We start from the raw sequence: 20,740 nt of genomic DNA, 5'->3' as shown, positions 1-20,740 counted from the left end.
GCCGTGGTAAGCGCCGCCACGGAAGGCGGGCATGCATGGAAGCACAGACGTCGGCGCATCGCGCGCCGCATGGCGCCGATAGAACGCGTCACGGTTTTCCGATATCAAGGGCGCCCGAGCGAACCATCTCAGAATCCGGGACCGTCAACCGGACGATCCACGATCTTTAAGGAGTGAAGCGATGCCGAGCCAAGCCGCCGTAGCCCAATCCTCGACGCCGACAATCGGATCGGCCGCCAGCGCCGGCATGTCCGAGGCCGCGCTGCGCCGGATCGACGATCATCTGCAGCGGCTGTATCTCGATTCCGGCAAGCTGCCCGGCACCCAGACACTGGTGTATCGTCGCGGCCAGATCGTGTACCAGTCCTCGCTCGGCTTCGCCGACGTCGAACGCAAAGTCGCGGTGCGCGACGACACCATCTTCCGCATCTATTCGATGACCAAGCCGATCACCTCGGTGGCATTGATGATGCTGTTCGAGGAAGGCCGGGTGCAGCTCGACGATCCGGTGGTGAAGTACATTCCGCAATGGGCCAATCTCGGCGTGTTCCAGGCCGGCATCGCGCCATATTTCCTGACCAAGCCGCCGGCGCGGCCGATGCAGGTGGTCGACCTGCTGCGCCACACCTCCGGCCTGACCTATGGCTTCCAGAATCGCACCAATATCGACGCCGCCTATCGCGACAAAGGCATCGGCGCCTTCGAGAAGGCCGGCACGCTGGATTCCTGGATCGCCGATCTGGCGCAGATCCCGCTGGAATTCTCGCCGGGCGATGCCTGGAACTACTCGGTGTCGACCGACATCGTCGGCTACATCGTCCAGAAGATCAGCGGCATGCCGTTCGAGCAGTTCGTCAAGCAGCGCATCCTCGATCCGCTCGGCATGACTGACACCGACTTCTACGTGCCGGCCGCCAAGGCGCAGCGGCTCGCCGCCTGCTACACCGCCGACGGCAAGGGCGGCATGACGCTGTCGGACGATCCGGCAACCTCGAGCTTCCTCGCCCCGCCCGCGCTGATCTCCGGCGGCGGCGGGCTGGTGTCGACCACCGCCGACTATCTCACCTTCTGCCGTGCGCTGCTCAACGGCGGCGAACTCGGCGGCGTCCGGCTGCTCGGGCCGAAGACGCTGAAGCTGATGACCAGCAATCATTTGCCCGGCAACCGCGACCTCACCCAGATGTCGCTGTCGATGTTCTCCGAAGCGACCAATGCCGGCATCGGCTTCGGCCTCGGCTTCGCCGTCAACATGAATCCGGCGCTGACGCTGCTGCCGGGCTCGGCCGGTGAATTCTATTGGGGCGGCGCCGCCTCGACGGCGTTCTGGGTCGACCCGGCCGAAGAGCTGATCACCATCTTCATGACCCAGCTGATCCCCTCCAGCGCCTACCCGATCCGCCGCGAGTTGCGCACCCTGGTGTACAGCGCGATCACCGAGAGCAATCTTTAGATCGCAGCCTGTCCTCTCGTCATCCAGAGAAGCGAAGCGACGAAGCAATCCCGCTCTGCTCGAAACTGGATTGCTTCGCTCGGAACGACCGAGCTAATCGCGCACATGCACGACGGCGATATCGTCGGCGTAGAGCCGGCGCCAGCCCGGCCGTTCGTCCATCTGCCGGACGGCAGGCGCGCTAGGCGGCAGCATCGTCGCATCGATGTCGTTGTCGTTCAGCATGCGGTCGAGCGCGGCGGGATCGCGCCCTGCAGTGGCGCGGATCATGTCCATCACCCGCGCCTCGCCGTACAGCTCGGCACGGCCGTCGATGAACACCGGCACGTGGCGCGAGATCAGATAGCCGCCGAAGATGTAGGCGTTGAAGATCCGCTTGGCGCCGTGTGCCTGCACGGCGGCCAGTGCCCGCTCCGGCACCTGGGACTCGTCGAAGCGATAATGCAGCCGCGGCGCCGCGGCGACCGTGGCCGCGATGATTGCGATCACCGCGACGACGCCGGCCCAGGCCGGCGGAGCGAGATCAGGCTTCGCCTCGGCCGACTTGCGCCCAAGCCCGAGCTGCAGCGCCCACGGCCGCGCCGCGATCATCGGGACCAGGAGAGCGTAGTGTTCGATGCTGCGGACATGGGCGAGCGCCATATGCACCAGCCCGAGCACCAACAGCAGCCGCGGCCACGGCAGTGTCAGCCCGCGCGCAAGGGCGATGCCGAACAGCGTCAGCAGGCTGGCTTCGAAGGTGCCGAACTTGGAGAAATCCGACGACGCCCACTCGCCGAGCGTCGACAGCACTTCGCCGAGGCTGAGGATCTTGGTGGCTGCCAGCAGCGTGCCCCAGCCATAAGGCGTGGCGCAACAGGCGGTGACGGCAGCGACGCCGAACGCGGCCCAGCGCAGTGCCAGCGACCATCGGCGCTGCGGCTCGGCCTGGCGCAGCGCCTCCACTCCCAACGGGCCGATCAGCATCAGTCCGAACACGAAGCCGCCATGCAGATTGGCCCACAGCATCATCACCAGCAGCAGCGCCCAGGGCGGCGCAGCTTTCCGATCGGCTGCATCGATCAGGCCGATGAACCAGGCCACCATGACGGGAAGCGTCAGCATGTGCGGCCGTGCCAGCACGTGCGGCATGATCAGCACCATCACGGCGAGCGCCAGCGCCGACGTCACCAGCGCGGAGGCGTAGCGCTCGAGGTAAGCGGTGAACATTGCCAGCGCCGCCGCGACCGCGAGTGCGGTGACGATCACCGGCCCGGCCCAACCGGCCTGCATCGCCAGCGCAAAGATCACCTGCGCCAGCCACGAGCTCGACTGCCACGGCTCGCCGGCCTTGCTGAACGAGAAGCTGTCGACCGTCGGCACCGTGCCGTGGGCCAAAATCCAGCGCCCGGTTTCGATCTGCCAGTAGCTGTCGGAATCCTGCAGCAGGCTGTCGCCGAACAGCAGCAGGAAGACGAGCACGCCGGTGCCGACCAGCAGCGGCAGCACGAAGCTGCGCGCGCCGGCGGTCTCGGTCAAATGGATCGCCGGAACGGTCAAGGAGCGGCTCTTTCCGATCGGAAGCAACGTTCCGGAAATCGAACCACAACCGCCGATAATATCCGGTAAAGCTACAGGCCCCGGCGTTCAGATCTTGTTAACCCTCAGATCTTGCGGTCGCGGCCCTGCCAGAACGGATCGCGCACCGCGCGGCGCAGCAGCTTGCCGACCGGGCTCTTCGGCACCTCGTCGATGAACCGCACCTGCTTCGGCACTTTGTAGCTCGCCACCCGCTCGCGCGCGAAAGCGATCAGCTCGGCTTCCTCGGCACTGGCGCCGGCGCGCAATGCCACGAAGGCCGCGACGCTCTCGCCCCATTTATCGTCGGGTAGCCCGACCACCACCACCTCGCGCACCGCCGGATGCGCCGCAAGCGCGTCCTCGACCTCGCGCGGATACACGTTGTAGCCGCCCGACACGATCATGTCCGAAGTGCGGTCGACCAGATACAGATAGCCGTCCTCGTCGAAGCGACCGACGTCGCGGGTGCGCAGCCAGCCGTCGGGCAGGAACATCTGCGCGTTCAATTCGGGCGCGTTGTAATAGCCCTTCATCGCAAACGGCGTGCGCAGCGCAATCTCACCGGCCTCGCCCGGCGCGACCTCCTCGCCCGTTTCATCGACCAGTTTAACCTCGCAATCGATCGACGGCCGGCCGCAGGAGGCGAGCCGCTGCTCGGCTTTTGGCCCGACATGATCCTGCTGGGTCAGATGGGTGATGAAGATTGGTGCTTCGGACTGGCCGTAATACTGCGCGAACCGCGGGCCCCACAGCTTGAGTGCCCGCTGCATCACCGGCCGCGGCATCGGCGAGGCGCCGTAGATGATGCGTTTGACGCTCGAAAAGTCGGCCTGCTCGATGCCCGGATGATCGAGCAGCATGCCAATCATTGTCGGTACCAGATTGAGCGCAGTCGGCTTCCAGCGCTCGACCGCGTCGAGATAGCTTGCGGGCGTGAAGCCCGGCAGCACCGCGGCGACGCCGCCGCGCAGCCAATACGGCACGATGAAACAGCCCGAGGCGTGGATCATCGAGGCGGCGTGCAGCATCACGTCGCCCTCGCCGACCTCCATATTGATCAGCACATTGGTGGCCATCGCCGCCCAGCTCGCCTGGGTGTGCTCCACCGCCTTGAGCTTGCCGGTGGTGCCGGAGGTGAAGATGGTGATGACGATGTCGTCCGGCTCGCTGCGCCGCGCCGGCGGCGCTTCGGACTGCGCCTTGGCGAGCTGCAGCAGATCGTCCGCATCCGCGCTGCCGATGCTGATCAGCTTCAGGCCCTGCATCGCCTGCGCCAGCTCGCGGGCGCGATCTGTCAGGTCGGTGCCGTGAATCAGGATATCGACGCCGGCGCCTTCCAGCATCTGTTGCTGTTCGACCAGTGACAGGCGGGAATTCAGCGGCACCCGCGACAGCCGCGATTTGACGAAGCCGAAATCGATCGGCAGCGTGTAGATCGAATTGTTCAGCAGCATCCCGACCCGGCTGCCGACATCGAGCTTGAAGGTGTCGATGAAGACATTGGCGATACGATTCGACAGCAGATCGACCTCGGTGAAGGTCATGCGCTGATCGCCGAACATCACCGCCGTCTTCGGCCCGTGATACACCGCGCCGCGCCGGATCATCTCGGATGCGAGCATCGTGGTCCCTCCCTGTCTGTGCCCGCCGCTTGCTGCGGCGTGGCTGTTAGGTCTTCGTCCTCTCAACGAGTCATTCCGGGGCGCTCACGAAGTGAGCGAGCCCGGAATCTCGCCGCCACAACCTCGGGATTCCGGGTTCGCGCTCCGCGCGCCCCGGAATGACCGCCTGCGGCGGTCACTTCCCCGGCCACACCGGCTTGCGCTTCTCGGCGAAGGCTTTCAGGCCTTCCTTGGCGTCTTCGGTCATCGCCAGCAGCGCGATCTGGCTTTCGGTGTAGGCGATGCTCTCGTCGAACGACATCGAGGCGATCGCGCGCATCGCGTATTTGCCGCGGCGGATTGCGGTCGGCGATTTGTCGGTCAGCCGCTTCGCCAGCCACTCGACCTTGGCGTCGAGCTCGGCGGCCGGCACGGCGTAGTTGAGGAGGCCAGCCGCCAGGGCGGCTTGCGCATCGAACGGCTCGCCGGTCAGCGACCATTCGGCGATTAGGCGCCGCGGCGCGATGTCCTGCAACAGGCTCATGACCTGCATCGGGAACACGCCGACCTTGACCTCGGGAAGTCCGAACACGACGTTGTCGGCCGCCACCGCCATATCGGTCATGCACAACAGCCCCATGCCGCCGGCCATGCAGGTGCCGTTGACGCGGGCGATCGACGGCTTGGTCGCGTTCTGCGCCAATCGCAACAGATCGGCGTAGTCGACATTCGGCTTGGAAAAATCGAACGAGAACGCCGCCCCGGTCGATTGCAGATCTGCGCCGGCGCAGAACGCCTTGTCACCGGCGCCGGTGAGCACGATCACCCGCACCTCGGCGTCGTCATGCGCCTGCTTCCAGCCGCTTGTGATGCCCTCGACCACGCCGGCGTTGATGGCGTTGCGCTTGTCGGGACGGTTGATGGTGATCCACAGCGCGCTTTCGCGCTTCTCGATGATCACGGCGTCGTTGCTCATGTCAAATGCCCTTCGTCTTCGTCATTGCGAGGAGCGGAGCGACGAAACAATCCAGCTCCGTGCACTGCGCTCTGGATTGCTTCGCTTCGCTCGCAATGACGGGGATAGTTAGTGCTCCAGAACTCTACGTCGCCGCTTCGATCTCGGCGACGATGCGGCCGGCGGTGACCTGCTCGCCTTCAGCGACATCGATGGTGATGATGCCAGAGCCAGGCGCCGTGTGCACGTGCTCCATCTTCATCGCTTCCAGCGTCAGCACCGGTTGGCCGGCCTCGACACGGTCGCCGGCTTTGACCAGCACCGCGACGACGCGGCCGTTGAGCGCCGCGCGCAACTTGCCGTCGCCGCCGCCACGCGCGGCACTTTGCGGCGCCGCGCGGGTCAGGTCGACGATGCTGTTCTGAACGCCGAGTCGCTGCACGAACAGCCGGTCGCCATCGCGGTGGAACACCGCAGACTCGCCGAGGCCCTTGGCCTGGAAGCGGATGCCGCCAACAGACAGCTCCTCGATCACAAAGCTGATCGATTGCCCCTCCTGGCTCACGACGTAGCTGCCGTCGCGCTCGCGCACTACCTCGCAGGCCTGCTCCGCGCCGTCGAGTTCGAACTTGAGCCGGGTCGGAAACACCGCCGCGAGCGAACGGCCCGGCCGATGCGGCGGCGCGTGGCGGTCGGTGACGTAGAGCAGCAGCGCCGCGACCGCGGGTGCCGGCACCGCATCGTCCGGCAGCGACCGCACTAACTCGTCGCGATGCTGCGCGATGAAGGCTGTGGTCGCCTCGCCGGCCGCGAACACCTGGTGGCCCAGACAGGCAGCGAGGAAGCCGCGATTGGTGGTGACGCCGAAGGCAATGGTGCCGTCGAGGCCATGGATCAGCTTGCGCCGCGCCTCATCCCGGCTGGCACCGACCGCGATCACCTTGGCGATCATGGAGTCGTAATACGGCGGGATCTCCGCACCCGATTGCAGCGCGTGCTCGACCCGCAGCTCGCCCGGCATCCGCCACAGCGCCATCCGGCCCGATTGCGGCATGAAGTCGTGGTCGGCATCCTCCGAGCACAGCCGCACTTCAATGGCGTGGCCCTTGAAGGTCACGTCATCCTGGCGCAGCGGCAGCGGTTCGCCGGCGGCGATCCGCAGCTGCAGCTCGACCAGATCGAGCCCGGTGATCGCTTCGGTCACCGGATGCTCGACCTGCAGCCGGGTGTTCATCTCCATGAAGTAGAAGTTGCCTTCGGTGTCGAGCAGGAACTCCAGCGTGCCGGCGCCTTCGTAGCCGATCGCCTTGACGGCATTCACGGCAACCGTGCCCATCTGCTCGCGCAAAGCTTCCGACACCGCCGGAGACGGTGCCTCCTCGATCAGCTTCTGGTGCCGGCGCTGCACCGAGCAGTCGCGCTCACCGAGATGGATCGCGCCGCCATAGCGATCACCGAACACCTGGATCTCGATGTGGCGCGGCTGCAGGATCGCGCGCTCCAGGATCACGGTCGGATCGCCGAACGCGCTTTGCGCTTCCGAGCGCGCACTGCGCAGCGCGTCGGGCAGCGCCGGGGCGTCCGTCACCAGCCGCATGCCGCGGCCACCGCCGCCCGCCACCGCCTTGATCATGATCGGAAAGCCGATCCGCTCGGCTTCGCGGATCATCGCAGCGTCGCTTTGATCTTCGCCCTGATAGCCCGGCACGCATGGCACACCGGCCTTCAGCATGATCTCCTTGGCACCGGCCTTGTTGCCCATCGCGGCAATCGACTCTGCCGATGGTCCGATAAAGACCAGCCCCGCATCGCGGCAGGCAGCGGCGAAGTCTTCGTTCTCGGCGAGGAATCCGTAGCCGGGATGCACCGCGTCGGCGCCGGCGGTCTTCGCTGCCTGGATGATCGCCGGGATGTTGAGATACGACTGCGACGGCTGCGCACCGCCGATCGCCACCGCCTCATCGGCGGCGCGAACGTGGGCGGCGTCGCGATCCGCGTCGGAATACACGGCGACCACACCATAACCGAGCCGGCGCGCGCTGCGCATCACCCGCAGCGCGATCTCGCCGCGGTTGGCGATCAGGATCTTGGAAAACGGCGTCAGCTTCAACATACGGGTCACACTCATGGCCGGGACACCGCGAACTGCATGCGCTGCGGCTCGCGCGCTTCGCTCTCGCGACAGATCGCCAGCACTTCGGCGAGCACCGCGCGAGTGTCGCGGGGGTCGATCACACCGTCGTCGAGCATCCGCGCCGAGGTCGCGAACACGTCCATCTGGCCGTTGAACACCGCGGTGATGCCTGCCTTCATCTGATCGAGCTTGTCGCGATCGACCGGCACGCCCTTCCGCGCCGCGCCGGCTTCGGCGACGATCGCCATGGTCTCGGCGGCCTGCTCGCCGCCCATCACGGCGGTCTTGGCGTTGGGCCATGAGAAGCAGAACCGCGGATGGAAGCCGCGGCCACACATGCCGTAATTGCCGGCGCCGAACGAAGCGCCGCAATAGATCGTGATCTGCGGCACGGTGGCCGAGGTCACCGCCTGGATCATCTTGGAGCCGTGCTTGATCATGCCGGCTTCTTCGTAGGCGCGGCCGACGATGTAGCCGGTGGTGTTGTTGAGATACAGGATCGGGGTGCGCGACTGGCAGCAGGCCTGGATGAAGTGCGTCGCCTTGTTGGCGCCGGCCGGATCGAGCGGGCCGTTATTGGTGATGATGCCGATCGCCATGCCGGCGATCCGCGCCTGGCCGACCACCGTGGCGGGGCCGTAGTTCGGCGACATCTCGGTGAAGTCGGAGTCGTCGACGATCCGGGCGATCACCTGGCGCATGTCGACCGGACGCTTGTGATCCATCGGCATGATCCCGAGCAGTTCCTCGGGATCATACAGCGGCGGGTGATAGGTCGCAGGATCCGGCCCAGGACCAGAGCGATCCCACGGCAACCCGGCCATGATGTCGCGCGCGATCCGCAGCGCGTCGCGGTCGTCTTCGGCGAGGTAATCGCCGAGACCGGAAATCGAGGTGTGCATCTCGGCGCCGCCGAGTTCTTCCTCGGTGGCGATCTCACCTGTCGCAGCCTTGAGCAACGGCGGCCCTGCGAGAAACGCCCGGGTCCGGCCGCGCACCATCACGATGTAGTCGGACAGGCCGGTCTGATACGCGCCGCCCGCGGTGGATGAGCCATGCGTCACCGTCACCACCGGCAGTCCGGCGGCGGACATTCGCGCCAAATTGCGGAAGATGTTGCCGCCGCGGACGAAGTCCTCGACGCGGTAGCGCAGCAGATTGGCGCCGGCGCTCTCTACCAGTTGCACGAACGGCAGCCTGTTCTCCAGCGCCAGTTCCTGAATCCGCAGCGTCTTGTCGAGGCCGAACGGCTGCAGCGCACCGGCGTCGATGCCGGAATCGTTGGCGCTGATCATGCAGCGGATGCCGGCCACATAGCCGATGCCGCCGATCACACCGCCGCCCGGCACGCTCTTGTCGGCGTTGGCGGTGTCGAACATGTAACCGGCCAGCGTCGACAGTTCGAGGAACGGTGTGCCGGGATCGAGCACCAGCGCGACGCGCTCGCGCGGCAACAGCTGCCCGCGCTTGTGGAAGCGCTCGGCGGAGCCTGCCGACAGCGTCCGCGCCCTCGCCTCCAGCATCCGCATCCGCTCGATCAGCGCCAGCATGCCGTCGCGATTGGCCCTGAAGCCCTCACTCCCCGGCGCTACGGTGGATTCGATGATTGCCATTCAGCTTGTCCTTGTGCTCCCGGAAGCGCCTCGACACGTCGGCTGGTCCGGAATCTCTCCGCTCTCTTTCGTCATTCCGGGGCGCGCGAAGCGCGAGCCCGGAATCCATAACCACTGCAGGGAGTATGGATTCCGGGCCTGCGCCGCTGACGCGGCGCATCCCGGAATGACGAACTCCAATGTTATGATCACCCCGTCTGCCCGAGCATGAAGTGATCGGTGAAGGCGTTGCGCAGTTCGACCTTGCGCAGTTTGCCGGTCGCGGTCATCGGCATGTCGTCGACGATGCGCAGCAGCTTCGGCACCTGGAAGCCGCCGAGATGCTTCTTGCAGTGCTCGATAATCTCGGCCTCGGTTGCGGCCGCGCCGGGCTTGAGCTTGACGAAGCCGGACACCGCCTCGCCCCATTGCGGATGCGGCAGGCCGACAACCGCGGCATTCATCACCGCCGGATGCGCCAGCAGCGTCTCCTCGATCTTGACCGAGGCGACGTTCTCACCGCCGGACTTGATCATGTCCTTCTTGCGGTCGAGGAACAGCACCTCGCCGTGCTCGTCGATCAGCGCCAGGTCACCGGTGTGGTGCCAGCCGAATTTTCGCGCGGCCTCCGTGGCTTCGGGATCCTTGTAATAACCGAGCATCACGTTGGGGCCGCGATGCACGATCTCGCCCACCTGACCGACGCCGAGAAGGTTGCCGGCGTCGTCCATGATCGCGGTCTCGTTGACCAGCGTCGACTCGCCCCAGTAATTGCCGAAGCGAGCGAGCTGGCGGTCCGGCTGCGACATCGTCGTCGCCGGATACATCTCGGTCTGCCCCGACGGCTGGACAAAGGTCGGGCACAGCTCGGCGATCGCGCGCTCGAGCAGCGGCCGCGGCATCGGCGCCATGGTGTAGATGCAGCAGCGCAGGGTCGAGAGATCGAACTCCTTGCGCCGCGGATGGTCGAGGATCACCTGATACATCAGCGGCAGGCCGATGAAGACGGTGAGCTTGTCGCGCTGGATCGCCTCCATGCAGGCGACCGGATCGAAGCCGCGCATCAGCGCCATCTTGCCGCCGACGATCAGATAGCTCAGCAGCACGACGTGAGCGGCACAGTGGAACAGCGGAAATTGTCCGGTGATGCCGTCGGTGCGCGACAGCTGCATCTCGATCGCATTGCTCATCGCCGCCATCGTCACCGCAAGGTGGCCGTGCATCGCCCCCTTCGGCCGCGAGGTGGTGCCCGAGGTGTAGATGATCATCGCCAGATCGCGATCGTCGAACGTCACTTCAGGTTCGATCTCGGACTGGCCGTCGAGCAATTGATCGAAGGTCGGCAGTCCGGTTTCGGCGGCCTTGCCGGCCAGATTGACAGCGATCAGATCGATGCCGCGCGCTTCCAGCGCGGCGCGGCGTTCCGGCTGGCCGAACAGATTGTCGTCGATCACCGCGACCTTCACGCCGGCGTGGTCGAGGATGTAGCTCATGTCGTCCGGACCGAGCATGGTGTTGATCGGCACCCAGACGAGGCCAGCACGATGAATGCCGAACAGCGCTTTGACGAACTCGACCGAGTTGTTGCAGATCGTCGAGATCTTGGCGCCCGGCTGCAGCCCGCGCGCGACCAGAGCATTGGCGAAGCGGTTGGCGTCGCGTTCGAGTTCGCCATAGCTGACCTGACGGGCGCCGTCGGTCAGTGCGATGCGGTTCGGAAACCGCTTCGCCGATTTACGCAAGATGTCGCCGATCGCCACGCGGCCGATCCGCCCCGGTCCCGGCACGCCGCCGGTCGCTTCAAGACTGGTCATGGTTCACTCCCTCGAGGTGAGGCAGCTCTTCCGGCTGCTTGATGATAGAGCCTGTCCACCTGGTCATTCCGGGGCGCGCGCAGCGGCGAACCCGGAATCTCGACACGCGCAGAACATCTCGGGATTCCGGGTTCGCCGCTGCGCGGCGCCCCGGAATGACACTCACTAATTCAGCACGCCGAAAATCTTGCGCGCCTCTTCGGGCGAAGCGATCTCACGCCCGGCCCGCCGCGCGCAGCCGGCGATCTCTTCGATCAGCTGGCCGTTCGACGTCACCTTCTCGCCATTGGCCAGATAGAACGTGTCCTCGAGTCCGGTGCGCAAATGGCCGCCGAGATCGGCGCAGGCCTGGTGCAGCGGCCAGATTTCGGCACGGCCGATCGCTGTGACCTGCCAATGCGCCTCGGGCCGCTTCAGCTTGAGCAGGATCGGCAGCAGTTCGGGATCGGCCGGCATGCCCGAGGCGACGCCCATCACGAAGTTGTATTCGAGCGGGCCGGAATACATCCCCGTCTGCACGTACATGCCGACGCAGCGCACGATGCCGACGTCGAAGCACTCGAATTCCGGGATGGTGCCGGCGTCCTTCATCGCATCGAGAAAGTCCTGTACCTTCTCGACCGCGTTATCGAACATCATCGGCGGCCAAGCCCAGCTGTTGTCGGCCTTGACCTTGAGATAGTTCAGCGAACCGGCGTTGCAGGCAGCGATCTCCGGCTTGGTCTCGCGGATACAGACGAGCGGCCCCTGGTAGTTCGGGCCCGAGGTGCCGGAGGTGTGGTTGATGATGATGCCCGGGCAGGCTTCGCGGATCGCCTGTTGGATCTCGCGCGAGACGTTGACGTCCCAGCTCGGCAGATGCCCCTTATCGGGACGCTGATCGCGCAGATGGATGTGAACGATTGCGGCGCCGGCGTCGTAAGCCGCCTTGGCCTCGCGGGCCATCTGTTCCGGCGTCACCGGCACATGGTGCTGCTTCGGATCTGTCAGCACGCCGTTCAGCGAGCAGGTGATCACCGCCTTGTCGCTCATTCGTTTCCAGCCCTTTCAGGTTGCTGTAGCGCCGCCTGCGATTGCGACGCGAACCATGTTGGGCAGAATGATGCTGAGCGCGCGTCGGCGTATCTTGCGCCGACGCGCTGAGTGCGGTGATCAGGTGCGGCCGTGCCGCAGTTCGGCGACGCGCATGCTCTGCGGATCGCTGCGCCAGATCGCCAGATCGCGCGAGCCGGAGAAGATCGCGCGCGGCTGCAAACCGTAGAACCGCCGGATCGAATGGCTGAAGTGCGTCGAGTCCGGATAGCCGATATCTTGCGCCAGATGCGCCAGGTTGATGTCGGAGTTGACGAAGTGCAGCAGATGCCGCGCCCGCTTCCAGGCGCGGAAGGCGCGGAACGACACCCCGGTCTCGTCCTTGAACAGATGCAGGAAGCGCGACTGCGACAGGTTGGCGGCGCTGGCGCAATCCTCGGCCGTGACGGTGTCGGTGCCGACGTCGTTGAGGCGGGCGATCGCACGAGCAACGCGGCGATCGATCGCACGGGCAGCCAGCGGCTCGCCGAAGAACAGATTATCGAATTCGGTGGTGGTGAAGCCGTCGCGGCGGCCGACCGCAACCAGCGCCCCATAGGCCTGTCGGATCCGGCTCGCCAGTGCCATCGCGCCCGCTCCGCCGATCCGCACGCCGAGCGCCGCCATCGGCCCCGGCAGCACCGTCTCGGGCTCGATGATCAGGCTGATGATGCAGCGCGAATCCGATTCGACATTATGCGGCAGATAAGGCGGCACGAACGCCACCGCGCCGACCTGTTCGGGGCGGCCTTCGATCGTCACCCGCAAACTGCCCTGCATCGAAACATAGATCGCGTAACCGCCACTGGTGCGGCGTCGCGGACGGCCCAACAGGCCGGCATAAAACACCCGTTCCGGGCTGATCAGCATCAGATGCCCGGATTCCGGACAGGCGTCGTTCGTCATCGTTCCTCCCGGGGCGGGTTGTCGCCCGTTGCCGCATGGTTCTGCGGGTGCCCTCTTTGCGGAGCACCCAGACAATACAGCAACCCGGGACGTTGTCACCGGGCGAGATGACGCGGAGTTCCCGCTCCGGCGAGCAAACTGCGCCGGAGCTTAAGTGAATGATTTCAGGCCCGTTTCGGCACCTGCTGGGCCTCGCCGGCGCGGGTTTCGGCCTCCAGCGCCCGCTGATAGCCGTCACGCTGCTGCAACCGGGCCCAATAGGCGGTGACGTTCGGGCCGAAATCCTTGGCCAGGCCGAGATTGCTGGCGAGCCGCAGGGCATAGCCGTTGACCACGTCGGCGGCGGTAAACCTGCCGGCACAGAGGTAGTCGCCCTGCCCCGCCGCGGCCTCGACCGCGCGCAGTCGGCCCAGGAACCATTTGGCGTAATCCTCGACCACCTGCGGCTGACGCCGCTCGTTCGGCTCCAGCGTGCCGTAGCGCAGCACCAGCGTCTGCGGGAAGGTCAGCGTCGCGTCGGAGAAGAACATCCAGTTGAGGTACGCGCCGTAGGCCGGATCATCGACACCGACCACCAGCGGCGTCGGGCCGTGGCGCGTGCCGAGATACTGACAGATCCCGGACGACTCCGTCATCTTGGTGTCGCCGTCGATCATGAACGGGATGGTGCCGAGCGGATTGATCGCCAGATACTCCTTGGCGAACACCCGCGGCGGAAACGGCAGCATCTTCAGCTCGTATGCGAGCCCCATCTCCTCCAGCATCCACAACGGCCGAAACGACCGCGCGCCATGGCAGTGATACAGCGTGATCATGGGTATGCGTTCTCCCTGTCATTGTTTGTTAGCATCGCCACAGCCAATCGCACAGCGCGCTCCCTCGCCCCGCCCTTGCGGGGAGAGGGCTGGGGTGAGGGGCGACACAAGCACCGACTCTCGGCCTCGCGGATACGCCCCCTCACCCGGATTGCTGCGCAATCCGACCTCTCCCCGCGCGCGGGGAGAGGTGAACCGCGGCTGCGGTCACGTGCTTACGCCTTCCCAGGCAGCGTGCCGTTCATCTTGCACAGAATGCCGAGCATCACCTCGTCGGCGCCTCCGCCGATCGCGGTCAGGCGGCTGTCGCGATATGAGCGGCTTACCAGGGTTTCGTTCATGAAGCCCATGCCGCCCCAGAACTGCAGGCAGGCGTCGGGGACTTCGCGGCCCAAACGGCCAGCCTTCAACTTCGCCATCGTGGCGAGCTGGGTGACGTCTTCGCCGGCGACCAGCGCTTCGGCGGCGCGATACACCAGCGAGCGCAGTAGTTCGACCTCGGTCTGCAGCTCGGCGAGACGGAAGTGGATCACCTGGTTGTCCAGCAGCGGCTTGCCGAATGCCTTGCGGCCGCGGGTGTATTCGATGGTGTTCTGGATCGTCTTCTCGTGCGCCTTGAGGCACGCCGCCGCGCCCCACAGCCGCTCCTCCTGGAACTGCACCATCTGATAGGTGAAGCCCTTGCCCTCTTCGCCGATCCGGTTGCGTTTCGGCACCCGCACCTCGTCGAAGTAAATCTGCGCGGTGTCGGACGACCGCATGCCGAGCTTGTCGAGCTTGCGCGCGATCGTGACGCCCTTGGTCTTCATCGGCACGCAGATCAGCGATTTGTTGCGATGCACCGGGCCCTCGCCGGTGTTGCACAGCAAGCAAATCCAGTCGGCCTGGGTGCCGTTGGTGATCCACATCTTGCCGCCGGAAATCACGTAGTCGTCGCCGTCGGATTTCGCCGTGGTCTTGATCGAGGCGACGTCCGAGCCCGCACCAGGCTCCGACACGCCGATGCAGGCGACGTAGTCACCGGCGATCGACGGGGCCAGAAACTCCTTGCGCAGCTCGTCAGAGCCGAACCGCGCCAGCGCCGGCGTCGCCATGTCGGTCTGCACGCCGATCGCCATCGGCACGCCGCCGCAATTGATTGCGCCGAGCTCCTCCGCCATCATCAGCGCGTAAGAGTAATCGAGCCCCTGCCCGCCATATTCGACCGGCTTGTTGAGCCCGAGGAAGCCGAGATCGCCGAGCCTCTTGAACAGTTCGTGCGCCGGGAAGATGCCGGCGTTCTCCCACTCGTCGACGTGGGGATTGATATCGCTCTGAATAAACTTCTGCAGAATGCGGCGCGGTTCGTCGTGGTCGGCAGTGAACAGCATCTGGTTTCTTCCCTGGTCATTCCGGGGCGCACGCCGCAGGCGGGCGAACCCGGAATCTCGCTCGTTATTTTCGTTTATCGTTGTCACCTCGGGACTCCGGGGTCGCGCTCCGCGCGCCCCGGAACGACGATGTGAGGCTAAAGCCCCATCTGGCGGCTGGCGAGGTCCTTCATGATTTCCTCGGTGCCGCCGCCGATGGCGTTGACTTTGACGTCGCGATAGATCCGCTCGACCTTGACGCCGCGCATGTAGCCGGCGCCGCCGAAGATCTGCACCGCTTCCGAGGCGCAGAACGCCATCGTCTGCGTCGCCTGGTTCTTCAGCATGCAGATTTCGGCGATCGGGCTCTCGCCCTGATCGACGCGCCAGGCGAGCAGTTCGAGCATCGCCTGCGAGGCGGCGATCTTCTGGGCCATATCGACCAGCTTGTGGCGGATCACCTGATGCTTCACCAGCGGCTTGCCGAAGGTGACGCGCTGCTTGGCGTATTCTGTCGCCTCGTCGAGACACACCCGCGAGGCGGCGATGCAGCCCGCCGCCATCGTCAGCCGCTCGCTGTTGAAGTTCATCATGATGATCATGAAGCCGGCGCCCTCGGTGCCGAGCAGATTGGCGGCCGGCACGCGGCAATTGTCGAAGTGCAGCGTCGCGGTGTCGGACGCCCACCACCCCATCTTCTTCAGCGGCGTCCGCGTCAGCCCGGGCGTATCGCCGGGGATCAGCAGCAGACTGACTCCGCCCGGCCCGTCGCCGCCGGTGCGCACCGCGGTGGTGATGTAGTCGGCACGCATGCCGGAGGTGATGAAGGTCTTCTCACCGTTGACGACGTAATGGTCGCCGTCGCGCACCGCACGGGTGCGCAAATTCGCGACGTCGGAGCCCCCCGAGGGTTCGGTGATCGCCAGCGCCGAGATCTTCTTGCCGGAGAGAATTTCGGGCAGCACCCGCGCCTTCAATTCAGGAGAACCTGCGCGTGCGATCGGCGGCGCGCCGATCGAATGGCTGTTGAGGCTGGCGCTGACACCACCGGCCGCCGCCCGCGCCAGTTCCTGGGTGGCAACGATCCACATGAACTGGTCGCACGGGGTGCCGCCGTATTCTTCCGGAAAGCCGAGGCCGAGCAGCCCAATCGCCGCGGCCTTCTCGTACAGTTCGCGGGGGAAACCGCCGGCCTCGTCCCACTCGGTGGCGAACGGTTCGATTTCATTCTGGACGAAACGCCGGATCACGTCGCGAAACGCGATGTGGTCGGCATTGTAGAATGGTGAGTTGGTCAATCCTCGCACCCGCGGTCAGCCCATGCTGACGGCGAGGATGCCGGGAAAGCCCGGAACCGCCTTGCGTCGAGACGCTGACCGCTGCGCGCGGCGAACGGCGGATCAGTGGTGGTGCTTTTGCTGCGCGATATAGGCCGCCAGATCCTTGGTCTCGTCGCGGCTCAGCGCCATGTTGGACATCTTCGGATGCGGTTCGAGCAGGAAGAACGCCAGCTTCTCTTCGTTGAAGTTGGCCTGCGAGGCGATCGCCGCAAACGACGGCGCCATGTCGGTGCCCTTGCGCTGCTGGTCGGAAACGACGTGGCAGCTGGTGCACCAGCGCTTGGCCAGTGTCTCACCATTTTCGGCATCGGCCGCAAGCGCGCGTCCGGCGCCGGCGATCAGCAGCAACGACAGGCCCAGAGTGACAGCGCGCATCGGCAATCCCTTGTGTTCTGCCAGGCGGCGCCGCCGCCGAGGCAAATCAGAAAGTTCCGCTGTTTACTTCAAGCGGCGGTGGGGCGATAGATGGCCGATCGGCGGGTATCCTGAGAGTTCCCGCATCGCCCGTCATTGCGGCAGTTTCCCTTGGTTCCGAAAGGTGCATAATCCAGCGCTCATGGCCCTGCTTCGGACCTCCTCTGCCCATGCTGACCGCACAACGTGATTCGCTGCGGTTGCTCCGCGCGATCCTGGTCGCATCCGTTGTGCTGCCGATCGCGCTGTTCAGCTACGCCTCCTGGCTGTCGTATCGCACCAACGAAGCCAATGCCGATCGCCAGATCGACAAGACGCGCGACATCATCACCGAACATGCGCTGAAGATCTTCGAGTCGGTGCAGCGTTCGATCGCCGAGACGTCGGAGATCGTGCGCGGCATGTCGGACGATGAGATCCGTGCGAACGAAGCCAATCTGCACGCCCGCTTGAATCGTCTGATCGGCGGCTCCGAGCAGATCAAGTCGATGTGGATCTTCGACAAGACCGGACGGCCGCTGATCAACACCATGCAGTTCCCGTCGCCGAGGTCGGACCTGTCCGACCGCGATTATTTCCGGGTGCATGTCGACAAAGACATCGGCCTTTATGTCGGACGCGTGCTGCAGCCGCGGCCTCCTTTCGACGGCGCACCGTTCTTCAGCGTCAGCCGGCGCCGCAACGCGCCGGATGGCAGCTTCGCCGGCGTAATTCAGACCTCGGTGCTGCCGGATTATTTCGAAGGCTTTTATGCCAAGGTCGGCCGCGACGAAGGCAGCTTCGCGTCGCTGGTGCGCGACGATGGCGCGATCCTCGCCCGGATGCCCGAAATCGACGGCACCGACACCGCCGTGAAACCGGACGGCATCGTCGGCCAGGCGATCCGCGAAGGCCACAGCGAGGGCCGGATGACCACGGTGTCGTCGCTCGACGGCGTCGAGCGACGCGTCGCATTCCGCAAGCTGCCCAATCTGCCGGTCTATGTGTTCGCCGGCCTGGAGACGAGCGCGATCCGCGCGGCGTGGCAGGCACAGATGGGCGCCTATCTGCTGGTCGGCCTGCCGGCCACCGCAGCCCTGATCGCGATCGTGCTGCTGGCAATGCGGCGGACGCAGAAGCTGTACGAAGAAGCCGACCGTCGCCATATCGCCGAGAATGCACTGAAGCAGTCGCAGCGGCTGGAGTCGCTCGGCCGCCTCACCGGCGGCGTCGCGCACGACTTCAACAACCTGCTGATGGTGGTCGGCGGCTCGGTGCAGAAGCTGCGGCGGCGGCACAGCGATCTGCAGGACATCCGCAGCTTCGACATGATCGACTCTGCCGTCGCCAAGGGGACCGCCCTGACCCGGCAATTGCTGTCGTTCTCGCGGCGCCACAACGTCGCCGCCAAAGCGGTCGACCTCGGCGACGCGGTGACCAAGTTCGCCGATGTGCTGCGGCAATCGGTGCGCAGCGACATCGGCATCGTGATCGATCCTCCGCACGAGCCGGTGGTGGTGATGATCGACCCCAACGAGTTCGAGATCGCGCTGCTCAACCTCGCCCTGAACGCGCGCGACGCGATGCCCGACGGCGGCCGGATTACCATCTCAATCCGTACCGAGACGCTAAAGAACTTCGGTCCACGCCGGCTCAGCGGAAACTACGCCATTCTTTCGTTTGCCGACACCGGCGTCGGCATCCCGGACGACATCCGCGAGCGGATCTTCGAGCCATTCTTCACTACCAAGCCGGTCGACCGCGGCACCGGGCTCGGCCTCAGCCAGATCTACGGCTTCGTGCAGCAATCGAGCGGCGCGATCACGGTCGACAGCGAACTCGGTCGCGGCACGCGGTTCGATCTATTCCTGCCGCTCTCGACAGAGGCCGTCGGCAGCGACGAGCCGCTGCCGACCCTGGCCGTGCCGCGATCTGGCAAGCCTAAGACTTTATTGCTGGTGGAAGATCACCCCGACGTAGCGTCGGTGGCGGCTGACTACGCCGCGCAATGCGGCTTTACGGTGGTGCCGGCGAACTGTGCCGAGGCCGCGATCGAGGTGCTCAATCGCCGACGCGACATCGATCTGGTGTTCAGCGATATCGTGATGCCCGGCATGAGCGGGCTCGAGCTGGCGCGGCTGATCCGGGAGCATCACCCCGAGACGCCGGTCGTGCTTGCGTCAGGCTACAGCGACCGTTCGGCATCGGCTCTGAGCGAAGGTTTCGCCCTGCTGCAAAAGCCTTACACGCTAAAGGACATGCGAGCGGCGCTGGCCCAGGCGCTGCAAGGCATCCCGGGCACGGCACCTGTGTGAACCCGCCGCTGCGCGGAGCCAATCACCCCGCGCAGCTCAAAACGCACGCTCACCAATGACGGTGGTGATGCCAGTGGCGATGGCCGCCCCAGCCGGGACCGAAACCGGCGCGGATCACGGGCCCGCCGTAGGCGCCATAGGCGCGATATGGCCGGTAGTAAGAGCGGTAGCCGTAATACACCGGACGCGGCCGGTAATAGTAGCGTGGGCCGCCCCAACCCCAGCCGCCGCCGTAATAGGCCGGACCGCCGTAGTAGCCGACGTAACGCGGGCCGTAGCCATAGCCGCCGTAGTACGGACCGCCGCCATAATAGCCGTAGCCCGGACCATAGGCGTAGGCATTGGTCGCCACGCCTGCGATCAGCGCGCCGGCGGCGAGACCGCCGATGAACGGACCGATGCCGCCACGCGCTTCAGCCGGAGCCGGCGCCGCGACGGTCGCGGCGGCAAGGGTGGCGACGGTACCTAGAACCAACGCAGTCTTTGTCATGGAGCACATCCTCTGAGCCGTTGATGTGGCGGATAACCGCAGCGTTTTGCAAAAGTTGCGGGAACCCTGCCCTCCGAAGCCCCAGCACACGCAGAATCTATGTACGCCAGGAAGCGGAGACCGGAACCCGACGAAAAGTCGCAGTGGCTAAGGTCCGAGGCTATGACTTGGCCGGCGCTGCGGCGACCGTGACGATGCCGTATTTGGTTAGCTCGTCCGGCTTGAACACGAACAACCGATCCTTCGGCGTTTCCATCGCACGGGTCCAGACTTCGAGGTCGATGCCCATGTCGCGCAGATAGCGCAGGCAGCGCGCCGAGATGCGCTGGGCATCACTCATCTGGTCGCGCGGCGCAGCAACCTCGGTGCTTTTCACCGCGAACACCTGATGAACGCCGACCGCCGCCTTGGCGCCGACGCGGCGCTCGATGCCGCCGAACAACACCAGCGGACAGGAGGACGCACACGTCTTACCGGCTTCGACCTCAGTGGCGAGCTTGCGGTCGCGGATCAGACGGCCCATCGCCAGCGCATCGGACACCGAGCCGCCGGGCGAATTCAGCACCACGGTCTTGATGTACTCGCCGTAGCGGGCGATCTCCCTGCCGAACGCCTCGGCGCTGCCCGGCGTGATCGTGCCGCTGGCCTGGAGGCGGCCACCACTGCCGAGTTCGAACGTCATCGGCCGGCTGAGCACGCCGCCAGGTTGCGGCAACGGCGTCAGCCGGTCGCCGTCGGGCAGCCATGGCGACAGCACCGCAGGCAGTGACGGCAGGCTGAACGGCGCGGTCTCCTGGCTTGTGTCGCCGTCTCGGCCGGCTTGCGTGCCGGCGAGATCGTAGACGAGCGCCGCAATGGTGGTAACGATCAGTAGCCGAAAGATCAGGCGCAGCACCGCATCTTCCGGATTGCCGGACAGCCAGAGGTGAACGCGCTGCGACAGCGTGGCCATGCG

At 65.6% G+C, this 20,740-nt stretch carries 16 protein-coding genes; 2 read left to right on the top strand and 14 right to left on the bottom strand.

What is annotated here, in order from left to right:
• Nucleotides 1-181: 181 nt before the first annotated feature.
• Nucleotides 182-1,450, top strand: coding sequence for a serine hydrolase domain-containing protein (locus LRC39_RS11085; protein WP_346297286.1), 1,269 nt, complete (start codon nucleotides 182-184; stop codon nucleotides 1,448-1,450).
• Nucleotides 1,451-1,543: 93 nt separating this feature from the next.
• Here LRC39_RS11085 and LRC39_RS11080 read toward each other — a convergent pair whose 3' ends face one another.
• The 12 genes from LRC39_RS11080 to LRC39_RS11025 all read right to left on the bottom strand — a co-directional run bounded on the left by LRC39_RS11080 (nucleotide 1,544) and on the right by LRC39_RS11025 (nucleotide 16,962).
• Nucleotides 1,544-2,989 carry a hypothetical protein gene (locus LRC39_RS11080; protein ID WP_346297285.1) on the bottom strand — a complete coding sequence of 482 codons (1,446 nt, stop codon included), beginning with the start codon at nucleotides 2,987-2,989 and terminating at the stop codon, nucleotides 1,544-1,546.
• A 104-nt stretch (nucleotides 2,990-3,093) separates the two neighbouring features.
• On the bottom strand, nucleotides 3,094-4,632 hold the full coding sequence (locus LRC39_RS11075; protein WP_346297284.1) for an AMP-binding protein: 1,539 nt from the start codon (nucleotides 4,630-4,632) through the stop codon (nucleotides 3,094-3,096).
• A 175-nt stretch (nucleotides 4,633-4,807) separates the two neighbouring features.
• A complete protein-coding gene (locus tag LRC39_RS11070; RefSeq protein WP_346297283.1) occupies nucleotides 4,808-5,587 on the bottom strand; it encodes an enoyl-CoA hydratase/isomerase family protein in 780 nt (259 codons plus the stop codon).
• Between the two features lie 124 nt (nucleotides 5,588-5,711).
• Nucleotides 5,712-7,694: an acetyl-CoA carboxylase biotin carboxylase subunit gene (locus LRC39_RS11065; RefSeq protein ID WP_346297282.1), complete on the bottom strand. Its 1,983-nt coding sequence runs from the start codon at nucleotides 7,692-7,694 to the stop codon at nucleotides 5,712-5,714.
• Entirely contained in the window at nucleotides 7,691-9,313 is a 1,623-nt protein-coding gene (locus LRC39_RS11060) for an acyl-CoA carboxylase subunit beta (RefSeq protein ID WP_346297281.1), read from the bottom strand. Before LRC39_RS11060 ends, LRC39_RS11065 begins: the two co-directional genes overlap by 4 nt.
• Before the next feature lie 188 nt (nucleotides 9,314-9,501).
• Nucleotides 9,502-11,106, bottom strand: a complete 1,605-nt coding sequence (locus LRC39_RS11055; RefSeq protein WP_346297280.1) for an AMP-binding protein — start codon at nucleotides 11,104-11,106, stop codon at nucleotides 9,502-9,504.
• A gap of 165 nt (nucleotides 11,107-11,271) precedes the next feature.
• Nucleotides 11,272-12,138, bottom strand: a complete 867-nt coding sequence (locus tag LRC39_RS11050; RefSeq protein ID WP_346297279.1) for a 3-keto-5-aminohexanoate cleavage protein — start codon at nucleotides 12,136-12,138, stop codon at nucleotides 11,272-11,274.
• Between the two features lie 120 nt (nucleotides 12,139-12,258).
• The gene (locus LRC39_RS11045) at nucleotides 12,259-13,083 is read right to left on the bottom strand and encodes a helix-turn-helix transcriptional regulator (protein ID WP_346297278.1); all 825 of its coding nucleotides are present in this window, start codon (nucleotides 13,081-13,083) and stop codon (nucleotides 12,259-12,261) included.
• Between the two features lie 164 nt (nucleotides 13,084-13,247).
• Complete coding sequence (locus tag LRC39_RS11040) at nucleotides 13,248-13,898, bottom strand: glutathione S-transferase family protein (protein ID WP_107355302.1); 651 nt, start codon at nucleotides 13,896-13,898, stop codon at nucleotides 13,248-13,250.
• A gap of 215 nt (nucleotides 13,899-14,113) precedes the next feature.
• Nucleotides 14,114-15,268, bottom strand: a complete 1,155-nt coding sequence (locus LRC39_RS11035) for an acyl-CoA dehydrogenase family protein (protein ID WP_346297277.1) — start codon at nucleotides 15,266-15,268, stop codon at nucleotides 14,114-14,116.
• A 137-nt stretch (nucleotides 15,269-15,405) separates the two neighbouring features.
• On the bottom strand, nucleotides 15,406-16,545 hold the full coding sequence (locus LRC39_RS11030; RefSeq protein WP_164636215.1) for an acyl-CoA dehydrogenase family protein: 1,140 nt from the start codon (nucleotides 16,543-16,545) through the stop codon (nucleotides 15,406-15,408).
• 102 nt (nucleotides 16,546-16,647) lie between these two features.
• The gene (locus LRC39_RS11025) at nucleotides 16,648-16,962 is read right to left on the bottom strand and encodes a c-type cytochrome (protein ID WP_107344103.1); all 315 of its coding nucleotides are present in this window, start codon (nucleotides 16,960-16,962) and stop codon (nucleotides 16,648-16,650) included.
• Nucleotides 16,963-17,171: 209 nt separating this feature from the next.
• Between LRC39_RS11025 and LRC39_RS11020 the strand changes: the two genes are divergently transcribed.
• Nucleotides 17,172-19,295, top strand: coding sequence for an ATP-binding protein (locus LRC39_RS11020; RefSeq protein WP_346297276.1), 2,124 nt, complete (start codon nucleotides 17,172-17,174; stop codon nucleotides 19,293-19,295).
• Nucleotides 19,296-19,344: 49 nt separating this feature from the next.
• On the opposite strand, the gene LRC39_RS11015 is transcribed toward LRC39_RS11020, so the two are convergent.
• Together LRC39_RS11015 and LRC39_RS11010 are read right to left on the bottom strand one after the other, a co-directional pair.
• Nucleotides 19,345-19,785 carry a hypothetical protein gene (locus tag LRC39_RS11015; protein ID WP_107344101.1) on the bottom strand — a complete coding sequence of 147 codons (441 nt, stop codon included), beginning with the start codon at nucleotides 19,783-19,785 and terminating at the stop codon, nucleotides 19,345-19,347.
• Nucleotides 19,786-19,945: 160 nt separating this feature from the next.
• Nucleotides 19,946-20,737 carry a hypothetical protein gene (locus LRC39_RS11010; RefSeq protein WP_346297275.1) on the bottom strand — a complete coding sequence of 264 codons (792 nt, stop codon included), beginning with the start codon at nucleotides 20,735-20,737 and terminating at the stop codon, nucleotides 19,946-19,948.
• Between the last annotated feature and the right edge of the window lie 3 nt (nucleotides 20,738-20,740).

The organism is Rhodopseudomonas sp. P1 (assembly GCF_039642825.1).
GTDB classification, from domain to species: Bacteria; Pseudomonadota; Alphaproteobacteria; order Rhizobiales; family Xanthobacteraceae; genus Rhodopseudomonas; species Rhodopseudomonas palustris_H.
This window is presented reverse-complemented; position numbering and strand designations above follow the sequence as displayed.